At 35.8% G+C, this 16,344-nt stretch carries 17 protein-coding genes; 8 read left to right on the top strand and 9 right to left on the bottom strand.

The features are described from left to right. Positions 1-10 precede the first annotated feature (10 nt). Positions 11-262 (bottom strand): hypothetical protein, encoded by a 252-nt coding sequence (locus AC6EJB_RS07570; RefSeq protein WP_498490722.1) that lies wholly within the window; start codon positions 260-262, stop codon positions 11-13. A 63-nt stretch (positions 263-325) separates the two neighbouring features. On the opposite strand from AC6EJB_RS07570, the gene AC6EJB_RS07565 reads away from it, so the two are divergent. The 3 genes from AC6EJB_RS07565 (at position 326) to AC6EJB_RS07555 (ending at position 4,292) form a co-directional block, all read left to right on the top strand. Further along, positions 326-781: a protein phosphatase gene (locus tag AC6EJB_RS07565; protein ID WP_498490721.1), complete on the top strand. Its 456-nt coding sequence runs from the start codon at positions 326-328 to the stop codon at positions 779-781. A 73-nt stretch (positions 782-854) separates the two neighbouring features. Further along, on the top strand, positions 855-3,656 hold the full coding sequence (locus tag AC6EJB_RS07560; RefSeq protein ID WP_498490720.1) for a valine--tRNA ligase: 2,802 nt from the start codon (positions 855-857) through the stop codon (positions 3,654-3,656). A gap of 12 nt (positions 3,657-3,668) precedes the next feature. Continuing rightward, positions 3,669-4,292, top strand: coding sequence for a TVP38/TMEM64 family protein (locus tag AC6EJB_RS07555; protein ID WP_498490719.1), 624 nt, complete (start codon positions 3,669-3,671; stop codon positions 4,290-4,292). Here AC6EJB_RS07555 and AC6EJB_RS07550 read toward each other — a convergent pair. The 3 genes from AC6EJB_RS07550 to AC6EJB_RS07540 are packed head-to-tail and all read right to left on the bottom strand — an operon-like array spanning position 4,289 to position 6,994. After that, a complete protein-coding gene (locus tag AC6EJB_RS07550) occupies positions 4,289-4,447 on the bottom strand; it encodes a hypothetical protein (protein WP_498490718.1) in 159 nt (52 codons plus the stop codon). The two genes, AC6EJB_RS07555 and AC6EJB_RS07550, sit on opposite strands and share 4 nt — an antisense overlap. 19 nt (positions 4,448-4,466) lie before the next feature. Further along, positions 4,467-6,554 carry an NAD-dependent DNA ligase LigA gene (ligA, locus tag AC6EJB_RS07545; protein ID WP_498490717.1) on the bottom strand — a complete coding sequence of 696 codons (2,088 nt, stop codon included), beginning with the start codon at positions 6,552-6,554 and terminating at the stop codon, positions 4,467-4,469. 17 nt (positions 6,555-6,571) lie between these two features. Continuing rightward, entirely contained in the window at positions 6,572-6,994 is a 423-nt protein-coding gene (locus AC6EJB_RS07540; RefSeq protein ID WP_498490716.1) for a hypothetical protein, read from the bottom strand. Positions 6,995-7,112: 118 nt separating this feature from the next. Between AC6EJB_RS07540 and AC6EJB_RS07535 the strand changes: the two genes are divergently transcribed. Continuing rightward, complete coding sequence (locus AC6EJB_RS07535) at positions 7,113-7,661, top strand: SprT family zinc-dependent metalloprotease (protein ID WP_498490715.1); 549 nt, start codon at positions 7,113-7,115, stop codon at positions 7,659-7,661. Between the two features lie 95 nt (positions 7,662-7,756). Then, entirely contained in the window at positions 7,757-8,284 is a 528-nt protein-coding gene (locus AC6EJB_RS07530) for an RNA helicase (protein ID WP_498490714.1), read from the top strand. Positions 8,285-8,290: 6 nt separating this feature from the next. On the opposite strand, the gene AC6EJB_RS07525 is transcribed toward AC6EJB_RS07530, so the two are convergent. The 5 genes from AC6EJB_RS07525 to AC6EJB_RS07505 are packed head-to-tail and all read right to left on the bottom strand — an operon-like array spanning position 8,291 to position 13,787. Further along, complete coding sequence (locus AC6EJB_RS07525) at positions 8,291-8,878, bottom strand: chorismate lyase (RefSeq protein WP_498490713.1); 588 nt, start codon at positions 8,876-8,878, stop codon at positions 8,291-8,293. 5 nt (positions 8,879-8,883) lie between these two features. Next, on the bottom strand, positions 8,884-10,854 hold the full coding sequence (mnmG, locus tag AC6EJB_RS07520) for a tRNA uridine-5-carboxymethylaminomethyl(34) synthesis enzyme MnmG (protein ID WP_498490712.1): 1,971 nt from the start codon (positions 10,852-10,854) through the stop codon (positions 8,884-8,886). 26 nt (positions 10,855-10,880) lie between these two features. After that, positions 10,881-12,299 (bottom strand): replicative DNA helicase, encoded by a 1,419-nt coding sequence (gene dnaB, locus AC6EJB_RS07515; protein ID WP_498490711.1) that lies wholly within the window; start codon positions 12,297-12,299, stop codon positions 10,881-10,883. Between the two features lie 57 nt (positions 12,300-12,356). Then, positions 12,357-12,815: a 50S ribosomal protein L9 gene (rplI, locus tag AC6EJB_RS07510; RefSeq protein ID WP_498490710.1), complete on the bottom strand. Its 459-nt coding sequence runs from the start codon at positions 12,813-12,815 to the stop codon at positions 12,357-12,359. A gap of 42 nt (positions 12,816-12,857) precedes the next feature. Beyond that, positions 12,858-13,787: an acyl-CoA desaturase gene (locus AC6EJB_RS07505; protein WP_498490709.1), complete on the bottom strand. Its 930-nt coding sequence runs from the start codon at positions 13,785-13,787 to the stop codon at positions 12,858-12,860. A gap of 79 nt (positions 13,788-13,866) precedes the next feature. On the opposite strand from AC6EJB_RS07505, the gene AC6EJB_RS07500 reads away from it, so the two are divergent. From AC6EJB_RS07500 to gcvH, 3 genes are read left to right on the top strand one after another with little or no spacing between them, the layout of a single operon-like run. Further along, complete coding sequence (locus AC6EJB_RS07500; RefSeq protein ID WP_498490708.1) at positions 13,867-14,601, top strand: DUF8644 domain-containing protein; 735 nt, start codon at positions 13,867-13,869, stop codon at positions 14,599-14,601. Positions 14,602-14,637: 36 nt separating this feature from the next. Further along, on the top strand, positions 14,638-15,903 hold the full coding sequence (locus AC6EJB_RS07495; RefSeq protein WP_498492988.1) for a methionine gamma-lyase family protein: 1,266 nt from the start codon (positions 14,638-14,640) through the stop codon (positions 15,901-15,903). Positions 15,904-15,923: 20 nt separating this feature from the next. Next, positions 15,924-16,310 (top strand): glycine cleavage system protein GcvH, encoded by a 387-nt coding sequence (gene gcvH, locus AC6EJB_RS07490; RefSeq protein ID WP_498490707.1) that lies wholly within the window; start codon positions 15,924-15,926, stop codon positions 16,308-16,310. The last annotated feature ends 34 nt before the right edge of the window (positions 16,311-16,344 follow it).

Below are 16,344 nucleotides of genomic sequence, written 5' to 3'. Positions count from 1 at the left end.
AGAAATGATTTTATTCTTCTGGAAACAAGATCGTAGAGAGCTCATCAGAATCCACTTCATACACACGAGCTAAACTTGTCTCTATTGCGCTAGTTACTTCACCGGGTAAGAATCTCATAGCATTTAAAGCATCATCTGATATTTCCTCTGTAAGTAACTGTTCCTTACTATTCAATTTTTCATCGTTGATTACAGCGATTACCCAGCTTTGATATGCGTAAACAAGATCGGAAAACTCAAGTTCAGGGTCGTTCAGATCCATGACAAATAAACAGATAATGAACAATAAACACTAGTTTGACTGTAGTTGGAGAAAATGTCTTCTATGGAACAAATATCGCGCACTTCAATTCAAGCAAAAGTATTTGAGTTCGCATTGTTGGAATTAATTTATAGTAGGCGAGATAGCTTTCTGCCACTGTGGAGTGTAGATAGCTGGGTCAAATTTTTAATTTGGTTAAGTTTAAATTGTGGGCTTTCTGGAGACAAAGAAAGTCTGGAATTGTTTGCTCAAGCGATGGGTTCTCCTTTAACAAGTCGAATGAGAAAAATTTTTTTTGAAAGAGCTTTAGAAGATTTATCATTACATGTGATGGCTGATCCTGCAGAAGCGCAAGTTTTGATAATGCCAATGGATGGAGATAAGAGAATTCTTGATAAAGAGGTAGTTCAAGCCATACAAAAGATTGGTTTAAGTGAAAAGGTTTCTTTATCTTCTGCTGAATGGGAAAGGCATGATGCAATAGTTTCGATTCCTTGGAACGTGAAAAGTGACATTTGAATTTAGGAAAAGCAAGAATGATGTAAAACTGTTGTCCGGAATGAGTAAATTAAATTAAACACATTTTTTTTCTGTGATAGAGCGGGCAAAAACTACAAAATTATCTGAAGCCTCAGGGCTTCCTAAAACATATGATCCAGTTGGTACTGAAAATCGCTGGCAGAAAGCTTGGGACGAAAAAGGAGCTTTTAAACCTGATCCATCAGCCCCCGGAGAACCATTCTCCGTAGTTATTCCTCCTCCAAATGTCACAGGTAGTCTGCATATGGGGCATGCTTTTAATACTGCCTTAATCGATACAGTTGTCCGATATAAGCGTTTAAAAGGAAATAATGTTCTTTGTCTTCCAGGGACAGACCATGCTTCAATTGCGGTTCAAACTATTTTAGAGAGACAACTTAAGGAAGAAGGCAAAAATCGTCGTGATCTTGGTAGAGCTTCCTTTCTTGAAAGAGCTTGGGAGTGGAAAGAAAAAAGTGGTGGAAGAATTGTTGATCAATTAAAGCGTTTGGGATATTCCGTAGACTGGAGTAGAGAGAGATTTACATTGGATGAGGGTCTTAGTAAAGCTGTTTCTGAGGCATTTGTTCGTTTATATGAAAAGGGATTGATATATCGAGGAGAATATTTAGTGAATTGGTGTCCTGCCTCTGGTTCGGCTGTGAGTGATTTAGAAGTTGAGATGAAGGAAGTAGATGGACATCTTTGGCATTTTAGATATCCGCTAGTCACATCATCTGTATCAAGTGCTAAACAAATCAGTTACTTAGAGGTAGCGACTACACGTCCTGAGACGATGCTTGGTGATGTTGCAGTTGCTGTGAACCCATCAGATGAAAGGTATAAAGATCTCATAGGGGAGAAACTTACTTTGCCTATAGTTGGCAGAACTATTCCCATTATTGGAGACCCTCATGTAGATAAAGATTTTGGAACTGGATGTGTCAAAGTTACTCCAGCTCATGACCCTAATGATTTTGAGATAGGTCAGAGACATGACTTACCTCAAATAACCGTCATGACTAAAAAAGGAACAATGAATCACAATGCAGGTCAATTTGAAGGCTTGGATCGTTTTGAAGCTCGTCAAGCAGTTATTGATGCTTTAAAGGAGATTGGTCTCTTAACCAAAATTGAAGCCTATAAACACAGTGTTCCTTTCTCTGACAGAGGTAAAGTCCCAGTAGAGCCATTGCTTTCAACTCAGTGGTTTGTCAAAATGGATACTTTGGCAAATAGTTGTTCTGAATTTTTTGAGAAAGGACAACCTAAATTTATTCCTAATAGATGGTCTAAAGTTTATCGAGATTGGTTAACTGATATTAGAGATTGGTGTATTAGTAGACAATTATGGTGGGGACATCGCATTCCGGCTTGGTTTGTGATTAGTCAAACAGATAATAAAGTTGTTAATGAAACACCGTATATTGTCGCTCGAACAGAAGATGAAGCTAAGAAATTAGCACGAGAACAATATGGAGATGCAGTCAAAATTGAGCAAGATGAAGATGTTCTAGATACGTGGTTCTCTAGCGGATTATGGCCTTTTTCCACCTTAGGTTGGCCTGATGAAACTCATCCTGATTTTCAACGTTGGTATCCCACAAATACCCTGGTTACTGGCTTTGACATTATTTTCTTTTGGGTAGCAAGAATGACAATGATGGCTGGAGTCTTTACGGAAAAGATGCCATTTTCTGACGTCTATATTCATGGACTTGTTAGAGATGAGCAAAATCGAAAGATGAGTAAAAGTGCGGGAAATGGTATTGATCCTTTATTACTAATAGAAAGGTATGGAACTGATGCTTTGAGGTTTGCTCTTGTTCGTGAAGTTGCAGGCGCGGGCCAAGATATACGTCTTGACTTTGATCGCAAAAATCAAACATCAGCTACGGTTGAGGCCTCTAGAAATTTTGCTAACAAGCTTTGGAATGCAACTAGATTTGCTCTCATCAATCTTGAGGATCAAGATTATAAAAATTTGGAGAAATATGATTTATCGAAGTTGCAATTATCAGATAAGTGGATTTTATCAAGACTTGCTCGAGTCAACCGTGAGACTTCTCATCGATATGAAAATTATGCTTTAGGAGAGGCAGCTAAGGGATTATATGAATTTGCTTGGAATGATTTTTGTGATTGGTATTTAGAACTAATTAAACGTCGATTGAACAGTGCAGCAAACCTATCTCCCGATGAATTATTAGATCAAAAAATAGCGAAAAGTGTCTTATACAAAGTTTTAAGTGATCTGTTGATTATGCTTCATCCTCTCATGCCTCATTTGACAGAGGAGCTTTGGCATGGATTAACAGGTTCCGCTGAAGATCAATTTCTAGCTTTGCAGCCTTGGCCAAAATTAAATGAACAAGACCTGAATATTGATTTAGAGAGTTCTTTCTCTGATTTATTTGCATCTATCAGATTGATTCGCAATCTACGAGCAGTTGCCGGTTTGAAGCCCTCTCAAAAAGTTCCTGTCATGTTGATTTCTGGTAAGGAAGTTTTGCAAAATACTCTAAAAACATCCGTTAATGATATTGCTGTTTTGGCTAGGGCTAAGGACGTCCAAATTATATCTCCAGAGCAAGCAAAATCATTACCTTCTATGAAAGCTTTAGCAGGCGTAAGTGGGGAGCTAGAAGTCGTTCTTCCTATTGAAGGATTGATAGACATAGCTTCTTTACGAACAAGGCTTGAAAAAGATTTAAATAAAGCACAAAAGGAAATAGAAAGTCTTTCTGGACGTCTAGCAAATAAGAATTTTGTTGACAAAGCTCCCAAAGAGGTTGTTCAGGAATGCAGAGCAAACTTAACGGAGTCAGAAGCGCAAGTGCGCCTAGTCAAAGAGCGTCTAATGGGATTGGATTGAACTCTTTAAACTATGTCTTATAACTTAGAACCTCTGATTAATAATTTCATTCCTTTTTTAAGTAGCCCTTTTGGAATTTTAGTTTTTGCTTTGGTTTATGTCTTTTGGGTATCTTGTTTGTTGCCAGGCTCATGGCTTTCCATGTTGTCTGGCTTTCTTTATGGCACCTGGCTTGGAAGTTTGGTTGTTTTTGTAGGTGCTTTTATTGGAGCTCATCTAACTTTTTATTTAGGTAGAACTTTTTTAAAAGCATGGGCTCAAAAAAAGGTCTCAAATTTTCCAAAAGTTCAAATCATGGAGAAAGCTGTTAAACGCGAGGGTCTAAAAGTCATTCTTCTCACAAGACTTTCTCCTCTTTTTCCATTTGGCTTACTTAATTTTACATATGGCTTGAGTGAGGTGAAAGTTCGTGATTTTACTCTTGGAATGATTGGTATATTACCTGGCACAATTTTATATTGCAGCTTAGGTTCTTTAGCACTCAAAGTTTCAAATTTCGGCGAAGTACTCTCAGGAAGATCTGATACTAGTTCATTTATTTGGAGCTTAATTAGTATTTTGTCGACTATTTTAGTTGTTATTTTAGTTTTACGTTCAACAAAAAAACTCAATCAGGACTCTCAATTACTAGATTAATCATCAGCTTTTAAATTCCAATCTTCAATCGCTGCAAATAGGATAAACCAATAAAATCTTATTCGATTAAATATACCTTTTTTAGAAGCTAGCACCTCATATTTTGCACGTCCGCATTCTGTTTTGATTAGAGAAAAGATTGGATTCTTATCCATTTTAAATTTCTAATAATTTTTATAATAATAGCCTAAATTCATTTTCGTTAATTATTTTTACTCCAAGCTCTTCTGCTTTTTTTAATTTACTCCCCGCTTTTTCTCCTGATAACAAGAAATCAGTTTTTTTACTAATTGAGGAGCTGATTTTTCCTCCAGCACTTTCTATCAATTCTTTTGCTTCATCTCTTGTAAGTGAATCCAAAGTTCCTGTTAAGACAAAAATCTTATTGTTCAAAATATTTATCTGCTTGGAATTATCTTTTAAATTCATTTCTTTTGACTCTAGATTGTCTTTAAGAGAGAACCCTAGAGATTTTAATTCTTTAATCAAATTTTGATTATCAGGATCTTCAAACCATTTAATTATTGCATCTGTAATCTCGCTCCCAAATCCATATATATTAGAGATATTTTCAGGAGATTCTTTTGCAGTCATCATAAGTTCCTCTATACTTAGAAAGTTTTTAGAGAGAGATTTAGCATTTGCCTCTCCTATATGTGGTATCCCTAAACCGTATAGTTGTTTATGCCAATTTTTGTTTTTAGACTCATTGATTTCTTTAAGTAAATTATTTGCAGATTTTTTACCAAATCTCTCGAGACTTAACAGTGAATTAATTTTAATTTTGTATAAATCTGGGATTGATTTCACATATCCTATATTTACTAGTTGATTAATAATCTTTTCACCCAATCCCTCTATATTCATAGACCCTTTACTTACCCAATGAAGTAAAATTCCTCTTATTTTCGCAGGGCATTTAGGATTCATACATTTTGTTATTGCCTCATTAGATTCTTGCACTAATTTTGAATGACATTCTGGACAATTAAGTGGTAGTTGAACTAATTCACTATCAACTTTTCTAAATTCTTTGATAACTCGTATTACCTCAGGAATAATTTCCCCAGCTTTACGAACAACTATTGTATCTCCATAATGAAGATCTAATATAGTAAGTCTTTTTGCGTTATGAAGGGTTGCTCTGTTGACAGATGTTCCTGCTAGCTCTATTTTCTCAAACTCTGCTACAGGCGTAACAGCACCACTACGTCCTATTTGGAAAATTAACTTTTTTAATTTAGTTGCTTTCTCTTCTGCTGGATATTTAACTGCAATTGCCCATCTTGGAGCTTTATTAGTTGACCCTAAATTTTTTTGAATATTAAATTGATCAATTTTTACAACTATTCCATCCGTTGCATAATCTAAAGAATCTTTTTTAATTTTCCAGTATTTATAATATTTATTTGCTCCGTTTAAATCTTTTTTAATTTCAGAGGTAGTATTTACTTTAAAACCAATATTTTTTAAAAATTTAATTGCTTCAGATTGGGATATTGGTTTTTTTAAATTACTATCAATAGGCTCCCAATTTTCTGGTAAATGAACACTATAAGCGAAGAAGTCAAGTTTTCTAGATGCAACTATTTTTGAATCTAATTGTCTTAATGTTCCTGCACATGAGTTTCTAGGATTAGCAAATAGTGATTGATTCGTTTTTTTTCGTTCGAGATTGAGTTTATTAAATATTTCATTTGGCATGAACGCTTCGCCTCTGATTTCAATCCAAGGAGGTGGATTGTTTAATAATAAGCGCAGAGGTATTGATGAAATTGTTCGGATGTTTGACGTGATATCTTCTCCAGTTTCTCCGTCTCCTCTGGTGGCACCACTAATTAAAATTCCTTTTTCATAGCGAAGTGAAATTGCATTACCATCAATTTTTAATTCACATATTAATTCAGGTTTTTTAATTTCTTTAGTGCTTTTATCTTCTGTCCCAATTAATTTAATTACTTTTGAATACCATGCTTTTAATTCGTCAATATTGAAAGCATTGTCTAAACTTAAAAGAGGAATATTGTGATAGATACTTTTAAATCCCTTAGATGGGATACCACCCAATCTTTGAGATGGACTATCAACTGTTATCAATGATGGATTATTATTTTCAATTTCAATTAATTCTCTATATAACTGATCATAAATAGAATCTGCTATTTTTGGCGAATCTAATACATAGTAAGAGTGATTTGCTTTATTAATTAAAGCTCTCAGCTCTTTGGCACGTTCAGAATATTGATTGAGGTTTGATTTCACTTATAACATTTTTGTGATTATCTATTTGCTTTAGCAATCCGATCGATTTGCCAGCTCTCTTCAATTTTAATAAAAGTAAAGTCAAGTGGCATTTCATTTTTCTTGTCTTCTGATTTCAAATTTAGCGTTAGCATTATTTGATTATCTTCTATTCTTGGACGCCCTGACTTTAAATTTCTATATCTATTTAATTGCAAGCTGCCCAAAAATTTGATGAAGTCTTGTCTGTTTACATGTTGTTTATAAGCTTTTGTAGTGAGTCTATATGCACCATCTATTCGACCAGCCGCAATTTGATCAAAAAATCTTTTTACAAGAGGATTGATACCTCTAGCACTTATGACAAGTTTAATTGCATTAAAGGTCCAAAAAAGGAGAAGTGCACCAACTCCAACTAAGAGAGCTTTTAATCCAATTGCTTTGATAAGAGCACTATCCATGTGTTTAACTCGGTTTAATTAGAGATTCTGACTTACTAGCTAAGAGGTTAGCTTGTTTGTTATTGATAGTCAGACAGAATGTTATCGGAATAATAAAGCCAATGAGTTTTCTGCATCAATGTCTTTAATACCTGTTTTGCCATTATTTCTTAAATTCAACAGACAGCATTTTCAGAATTCTTTGTTTGAGAACGAAGTTCCCAGAGTCTCTATTCGATGGAGTGATGGTCGGATGCGAACTACGGCAGGCATGTATAGACGTAAAACTAATTTTTTTGGAATGAAATCTGGTCAAATAATTTTATCTAAACCAATACTTGAGAATCTTCCTGAAAAAGCATTAATGAGCACCTTATGTCACGAAATGATTCATGCCTGGATCGATCTTGTTTTGAATATTGAAGAGGGACATGGACCTAATTTTCGCAAGCGCATGGAAGAGATCAATTCCTCTCAAACTGATTTCAAGGTAACAGTTCGACATTCTTTCCCAATATTAAAAAAACTTCCTAAATGGAAGGCAATTTGTCCTTCATGTAAAAAAAGTTTTCCTTATAGACGTATTGTCAAAGGAGCTGCATGTAGAAGATGTTGTGATAATTTTTTTGGAGGCCGATGGGATGAAAAATGTTTGCTTATTTATGAACCTTTTTCTGATATTCAATAAACAATTTGCATTTTTATTGGCTTTTGTCGAAATTTTTAAAAAATTTCATTATTAAGGTCTTTTATTAGTTGGTTTAAAAGCGTTAAATTTAAGGGATGAGCTCATATAAAAATCGCAATCAAAGTCGGCAGCGATCTCGAGACCCGCTTGATCGCCGAATGGATAAATGGATAGAAACTGGTAAACAAGTAGTGGATGGAGTTTCAGGGAACCGCCCTGGTCAAAAAAGGCGAAGGTGGCAGGATCAAACTACTGCTCCAAATTTTGAAAAGGTTGGTCGATGGATGGAAGAAAAAATTGATTGGTTTTTTGAGGATGATGAAGATTGGTTGGATAATGAAGAATTAGATGATGATCTTTTGCAAGAAAACATAAAGCATGCAAAAAGGCCTTTAGGAGCTATTTCATTGAGAGCTCCTAAAGCCTTACCTCAGCAAATTGACAAACAAACAACTAACCCCAATGAAATGGATGAATGGCCAGATGATCAATCTTTTAAATTAAACAAATGGGAAAGAAAAGATATTTTGATTAAAGAAAATGAACAGAATTCAAGCGAATCTTCTGAAGTTGATCAATCTAACAGAAGAAATATTCCAAGATCTAGTAGAAGAAAATACTAGTTTTTATTAAACAGCCCTTCTTGGTATTGGTCCTAGCCATTTTTCTATTTTAGGGCTGAAAACTTCTCTAATTACAGTTAATTCTTTTTGTTGACGAAAAAATCGATAGTGTCTGCTCCAGAAAGGGCCATCTTCTTGAAATTCTGATTTCAGCCAATTTGCATTTACTAATGCCAATCCATCTACCTCTCTAAAAAGCTCAGAACGTCCTTGGGTAAGGCTTCTCCAGATTGGCTGATTTTTATTTCGTAGATGTTTTTCTGCCTCTTGATAATTCCACCAGCTTTCAGCCCATGCCAGAGTTAAATCGCCACATGTCAGCCATACTTGTCTTCTTAGCAAAGGTGGTTCTAGCTCATGGACTTCTTCTGGCGCTCCATTTTCAATATTTTTTTCCCTAGCCATTGAGATAACCTTGATAGCGACTTCATGACCTGTTAATAGTTTGAGATGTCTTGTCGGACTGCCATCTCCTAAGAGCATTAATTGCCATGGTCCAGAGAGATTATTATTTCCTTTTCCTGAAAGAACATTTTCCTTTGATGCTTGCCAAATTACTTCTGGTGAAGATAATTGAGATTGTTTTGATTTCACGAGAATTAGCTTTTGATATGAAGAGGTTCCTTGCTGTCAGTTTTTTTCATTTGCTCTATCTTTAACCATACAAGAAGTGCTGTGAGATCAGCTTTGCTTACGCCTGGAAGTTGCGCAGCGTGCCCAAGGCTTTTGGGTTGAGAAATGGTCAATTTTTCTCTAGCTTCTTTAGATAGTGTTTTTATTTCATTATAATTTAGATTTCTAGGTAATATTTTTTTACTTTGTTGTTTTAATTGATTTATTTGAGCTTTCTGTCTTTCTAAATAACCACTATATTTGATATCTATTTCAACTCCTTCTTGAACATCTAAAGGTATATTTTTATTAGTTAGATTATAGTTGCTTAAGTCCTTATAATGAATATTTGTTCTTCTTAGAAAGTTTGCCAAGGTTATAGAACCTTTGACTGGTGTTCCTGTTGAAGAATATATATCTTTTGCACACTTATCATTTTCTTTAATTCGCTCTTTTTCTAACCTTGATTTCTCTTGATCTATCAATTTTTGTTTGTTATTAAAAATTTCCCATCTTCTTTGATCAATTAAACCTAATTTATAACCTATGTGAGTTAACCTTCTATCAGCATTATCACCTCTAAGTATTAATCTATATTCACTTCGACTAGTTAATACTCGATATGGCTCTTTTAAGTCTTTTGTAACTAAATCATCAATCATAGTTCCTATATAACTACTTTCTCTTGCAAAAATAATTGCATCTTCATTGTTGATTAATCTTGCAGCATTTAAACCTGCTACTAAACCTTGAGCAGCAGCTTCTTCATATCCAGTTGTTCCATTAAGTTGCCCTGCACTAAAAAGGCCTCTTATTTTTTTTGTTTCTAATGTTGCCTCTAATTGAGTGGCAGGTATGTAATCATATTCCACTGCATAAGCAGGTCTAAGCATTATGCAATTTTCTAAACCAGGAAGAGTTCGCAAAAGTTCTAGTTGCAAGTTTTCGGGCAGTCCGGTAGAGAAACCTTGTACATAGATTTCTGGAGTTTCTCTTCCTTCGGGTTCCAAGAAAATTTGGTGTGAATCTTTATCGGCAAAACGTACAATTTTATCTTCAATTGAAGGGCAATATCTGGGACCTTTACTATCTATAAAACCTCCATAAATAGGGGTTAAATGAAGATTATTTCTAATAAGTTTGTGAGTTTCTTTTGTTGTTCGAGTTATGTGACAACTCATTTGTTCCCCGCTTTGCCAGGAAAGTGGATCAAAAGAAAAGAATTTATCTGAAGCATCGCTAACTTGCTCTTCTAGAGAATCAAAATTAATACTTCGCCTATCAACCCGAGCAGGGGTTCCTGTTTTTAAACGATCAGTGATAAAGCCTAATTTTTGCAATTCTTCCGTTAAACCTTCTGAGGCTTGCTCTCCTGCACGACCAGCACTCATAGATTGATTACCAATCCATATTCTGCCGCCTAAAAAAGTTCCTGTTGTAAGTACAACTGCTTTTCCATGAAAAACGCTTCCAAAATAGGTTTTAATTCCTTTTATATATCCAATTCTCTCTTGAATTTCTGATTTGTCTTTTTTCAAACTGTTTGAATAATATTCAATTTCTAACCCAGTAACCATTGCCTCTCTAATCTTCAAATTTTTCGTATTTTGAAGGATTTTTAGCATTTCATTTGCATATAAGCGCTTATCTGTTTGTGCTCTTAATGCTCTAACTGCAGGACCCCTGCTTGCATTGAGAACTCTTTTTTGAACAGCAGTTAAATCGGCTAATTTTCCAATTATTCCGCCAAGCGCATCGACTTCATGCACTAATTGACTTTTCGCTGGTCCTCCGACTGCAGGGTTACATGGTTGCCATGCAATACGATCTAAATTGAGGGTAAACAAAGCTGTATTCAATCCTAGTCTTGCTGAAGTCAGCGCTGCTTCGCAACCTGCATGGCCACCGCCTACAACGATTACATCAAAACTTTCATTTGAAGATTGTTTATTAATCATCAATTGAGAATTACTTTTTTAAAAAATTAAGCAGCAAGATTTCTAAATCTGGTGAATTGTGGTTCAAATAGTAATTTAACTGTTCCAACAGGTCCATTTCGGTGTTTTGTCACTATTACTTCTGTAATTCCTCTATCTGTAGTTTCTGGGTTGTAATATTCATCTCTATAAATCATTAGTACTAAGTCAGCGTCCTGCTCAATGGATCCAGATTCTCGCAGATCGCTAAGCATTGGCCTTTTATTGGTTCTTGATTCAACTCCTCTACTCAATTGAGATAACGCAATTACTGGAACTTTAAGCTCTCTTGCCATACCTTTTAAACCCCGAGTAATTCTTGAGATTTCTTGAACTCGATTATCAGGAGAAGTACCTTCCATGAGTTGTAGATAATCAATAACAATAAGACCAAGTTCTTTACCTTGCTCTGCCATTAAGCGTCGGCACAATGACCTCATTTCAAGGACACTTGAATTTGGCTTGTCGTCTATAAATATGGGTAACTGCCCAAGAGTATTAATCCCTTGCCCCAGCAGAGGCCATTCATCTTGTTGTAAACGACCAGTTCTTAATCTACTGCTTTCAATACCTACTTCACTTGATAGCAATCTGTAAGTCAGTTGCTCTTTACTCATCTCAAGACTAAATACACAAACAGGTAAGTCATGAAGTTGAGCTACGTTTTTAGCAAGATTCAAAACAATTGAAGTTTTTCCCATCGCTGGTCTTCCAGCCACAATTATCAGATCACTTCTCTGAAGTCCTTGTGTCATTGCATCTAGATCATAAAAATTGACTGGTATACCTGCAACTGATGTGCCGAGAGATCTACTTTCTATTTCATTAAAAGTGCTTGTGAGGATTTCCCCGGTAGGTGTCAAACCTTTGGATGGCTGTTCTTGGCTAATTGCAAAAATCTTTTGCTCAGCTTGATCGATAGCTTCCTCCATGGGAAGACTTTGATCAAAACCTAATTTGATTACATCATTTCCAGATTTGATTAATTGTCTGCGTAGAAATTTGTCACTAACTAATTTAGCAACTTGCTCTATTGATGCTGTTGAGGTAACCCTCTCAACTAGTTCAACTAATCGATTATTTCCTCCAACTTTTTCTAAAGAATTTGTATCTGCCAGCCAAGCACTCATTGCTGTTAAATCTGTTGGTTTGCCTTGGCTATGAAGCATTAAGGCAGTTCGATAAATTTCTCGATGAGCAGATATATAAAAAGCCTCAGCTTGTAATAAATCAGCTATGCGTCCAATTGCATCAGGATCCAACAAAATACCACCAAGAACAGATTCTTCTGCCTCTAAATTTTGTGGTGGTATTTGGTCAGGTTGAGCTTCAAAACGAGGTTTATCAATCTTGGAATTATTAAAGGCTCCAAAATCTCTAGTTTGTTTTGAAAAATCCCCGTTATTTGATGAGGGGGTGCTGATCATGTATTGCTTGTTAGCCAAGAACACCTACTTTGGCTTGTTCAGACCAAGATGCAACTATTAGTAACTTGTAACTTCAAGGTTAATTTCAGCATTTACTTCGCTATGAAGCTTGATTTGCACTTTATATTTGCCAACACCATGGATTTCAGGGACAGAAATGTCACGACGATCTATTTCTTTTTTAGTAGCTTCTTTTACAGCTTCTGCTACATCACCATTTGTAACGGTTCCAAATAAGACTCCATCCTCTCCTACTTGTTTTTTAACAGTAAATCTTCCGATAGTTGTTAGTGCTGTTTGGAAATCAATTGCTTCTTGCTTTTTAGCAGCCTCTTTTTCCGCTTGTTTAGCTCTTCTATATTCAACTTGTTTTAAAACTGTTGGAGTTACAGGCAATGCTTTTTTATTGGGCAATAAAAAGTTTCTTGCAAAACCTGGAGCTACCTCAACAAGGTCACCATCTTTACCAAGACTTTTGATGTCTTCATTTAGAACAACTTGAACTCTCTTAGCCATGGATCGAAAATAAATTAATACTGTTTAGTCTTGTTGACAATCTTACGATGCGATAGGGAGTCGAATTTTTTTTGCTAATCCGATTGCTTTCAAAAAACGTATGTGTTGCCAAGTTAAATCTATTTGGTTTCTTTGAAGTCCATGTTTTGCTGAATTAGGGAAAGCATGATGATTATTGTGCCATCCCTCTCCAAATGTCAGTGCCGCAACCCATTTATTATTTTTTGAATTATCCCCACTTTCATAGGCAATGCTTCCCCAGCAATGAGTTGCTGAATTTACGAGCCACGTGATGTGATAAACGAAAACAAGTCTTAGCGGGATTCCCCATAGAACCATTGCCCATCCCCCAACACCAGCTGATTGGCCAATTAAATAAAGCGTCGCGCCTAAGGGTAATTGCAAAAGTAAAAAATTTTTATTTAAGAATCGATAGTAAGGATCCTTGATTAAATCGCCAGAGAGTCTTGGAACAGCTTTCATCGCAGGTACATCTTCAAACATCCATCCCATGTGACTCCACCAAAACCCTTTATTACTGTCATGATGATCAGCTTCAGTATCGGAAAAAGTATGATGATGCCTATGAAGACCAACCCAATCAATTGGTCCATGTTGGCAACTTAATGCTCCACAAGTTGCAAAAAATCGTTCAAGCCACTTTGGAACTTGAAAAGAACGATGAGAAAGAAGGCGATGATATCCTGTAGTGACTCCCAAGCAAGCAGTTACCCAATATAAAAAAATAAATCCAGAGAATGCTAACCAGCTCCAAAATTTAGCTTGTAGGGTAAATATTGTTAGAGCATGTATTGTCAGCATGAATATGACTGTTCCCCATCTTCTTCTGGCCCTTTGGTTGTGAACCCTTCTTGGTACATGCCCTTGGAGCTTCTTTGATGCAGCCATCGCTTTATCGGCAGCAACTGGTCTTTTTAATGGAGCCGAAGCCTCGATTAAACTTGAAACCATTAGTGATCCGTCTACTTGGTGTATATAATATACGATAAGGATCCTAATCAGGCCTATCTATCAATCTTGAATGTGATTTGTGACCTCTAGTTTTCGGGACCAATTGACTGCAGGTAGAAGGGCGATGGCTCATCTAGTGCATGTATGGCATGAGCGTAATGGCTGGTCTCATAAAGTTCTTCCTGCTTTGGCTGAATGTTTGGATCTGGGGAGAGTTCATAGTTCTCAAATCTCAAATCTACGAAATGGGAAACTGGTATCTCCAAGTCCTGAAGTATTTTTTGCTTTGGGGAAGGTAAATCAAGTACTTTCTCGTGGGTTAGAAAATATAGAAAGTCAAATATTGAGCGTTCATCCCGAGTTGCATAGATCGCTTCAAGAATCAGCTATTGCTGTTGAAGGAAACGACAATCATCCTCTTTCTGCAGGTGACTTTTTTGAGATTTTTGTTGGTTTAGCGTCTTTACCTTCCTCCTTTGATTGGTTTATTGAGGATGCTGAGGCCCCTGTGCTCAGCGCTGCTTTGGCTGACTATTTATGCAAAGGAAAGTCGTGGAGAATGTGTAGAGAAAAAGTTATGTCTGCATATCCAGTCAGTAAAAAGCAACGTAGAGAAAGATTTGAAGCAGTTATGGCGGGTTTAAAAGATTACACAGCCGAAGAACTTGATGGTGAATTGCTAGATTTACATGCCACAAATAAATTGTTAAATACAAATCATTTGCAAGGTGCGGATGACTTTTTGGAGAATCTTCGCCAAAGAGGGTTATTACTGAAAGATCAAGAAAAATTAGAAATTATTTTTTCAGATTAATTTTATGAAACTTTCTTATGCTTAATGAAAAATAATATGTTACAAAAATCTGCTAAAAAGTTTGTTGATAATATAGAGAAAAAATTATACTTATCAATTCAGGAAAAGACTGAAAGTGTAACATTTAAATTAGAAAAAGTATTAAAAGCTTTTTCTAATTCTCATTTAAATGTGCAACATTTTGCATCATTAACTGGATATGGGCATGGAGATTTAGGGAGAGATATAATTGATAAAATTTTTGCAGATGTTTTAGAAGCAGAAAAAGCAGTGGTAAGGCTTCAGCTTGTAAGCGGTACTCATGCTATTGCATCATCTTTGTTTGGCATCTTAAGACCAGGAGATGATTTGTTATCTGTCACTGGAAGGCCCTACGAATCACTTGAAGAAGTCATTGGATTGAGGGGTAATGGTCAAGGATCTTTGATTGAGTTTGGAATTAACTATGAAGAGATATCTCTAAATAATGATGGAAATATAGATTTCGCAGCTTTAGAAAAAGCTTTAAATACACCTAGAAAATTAATTTTTATACAACGTAGTTGTGGTTACACATGGCGTTCATCTTTGAGTATTGAAGTTATTCAAGAGATTTGTAATTTATGCCATAAGATTCAACCTGACTGTATTTGTTTCGTTGATAATTGTTATGGAGAATTTGTCGAAAATAAGGAACCAACTTCAGTCGGGGCAGATTTAATTGCAGGTTCTTTAATAAAGAATTTAGGAGGAACTATTGTTCCTACTGGTGGATATATTGCGGGGAAAGCTGATTTAGTTGATAAAGCATGTTGCCGCTTGACTGCCCCAGGTATTGGATCTAATGGTGGTATTACTTTTGATTTGAATAGAACTATTTTGCAAGGACTTTTTCTTGCCCCTCAAATGGTCGCAGAGGCCCTTATAGGCGCTGAAATTATTTCAACTACGTTTAGCGAATTGGGCTTTGAAGTTTTGCCAACACCATGTTCTAAGAGAACTGATTTGATACAAGTAGTAAGAATAGGCGATCCAGAAATTTTACAGATTATTTGTAGGTCTTTTCAGGAAAAATCACCTATTGGTTCTTTTCTGGATCCAATACCTGCTCCAATGCCAGGTTATGAAAATAACTTAGTCATGGCTGGAGGAACTTTCATAGATGGTAGTACGAGTGAATTTTCTGCAGATGCTCCTATGAAACCTCCATTTGATTTATTTATTCAAGGAGGATCCCATCGCTCTCATGTCAAAATTGCTTTGATTCATGCATTATCCAATTTAATTCAGGCAGGATTGGTCAACTTGCCCCAGAATGATTAAGCGTTTTTCGTTTTGACGCAATGGCTTTTTCCTTCCCAGATCATTTTCGTTTTGCTGACAGTCATGAATATGCTTTTGCTGATGATGCCTTAGTACGAATTGGCATCAGTGAATTTGCTGTGGATCAGTTGGGAGATATCGTTTTTGTTGATCTACCAGATGAAGGAACTTCAATATCTAAGGGAGAAAGCTTTGGTTCAGTGGAATCAGTAAAGGCTGTAGAAGATATGTATGCTCCAGTTAGTGGAGAAATTGTCCATATAAACAATTCTGTTTTGGCAAGCCCAGAGGAACTTCAAAATGATCCTCATGGTGAAGGATGGTTATTAATAATTCGTCCTGATAACCCTGATCAATTACAAGAGCTTATGGATTCCGCAACTTATTCAAAGAAAATTTCTGCGTAAAATCTTACTTAATAATTTTTTCTTACAACAAATC

Source organism: Prochlorococcus sp. G4PB17, from assembly GCF_059772445.1.
Note: the sequence above shows the minus strand (reverse complement) of the source record. Positions and strands in the feature narration are given on the sequence as shown.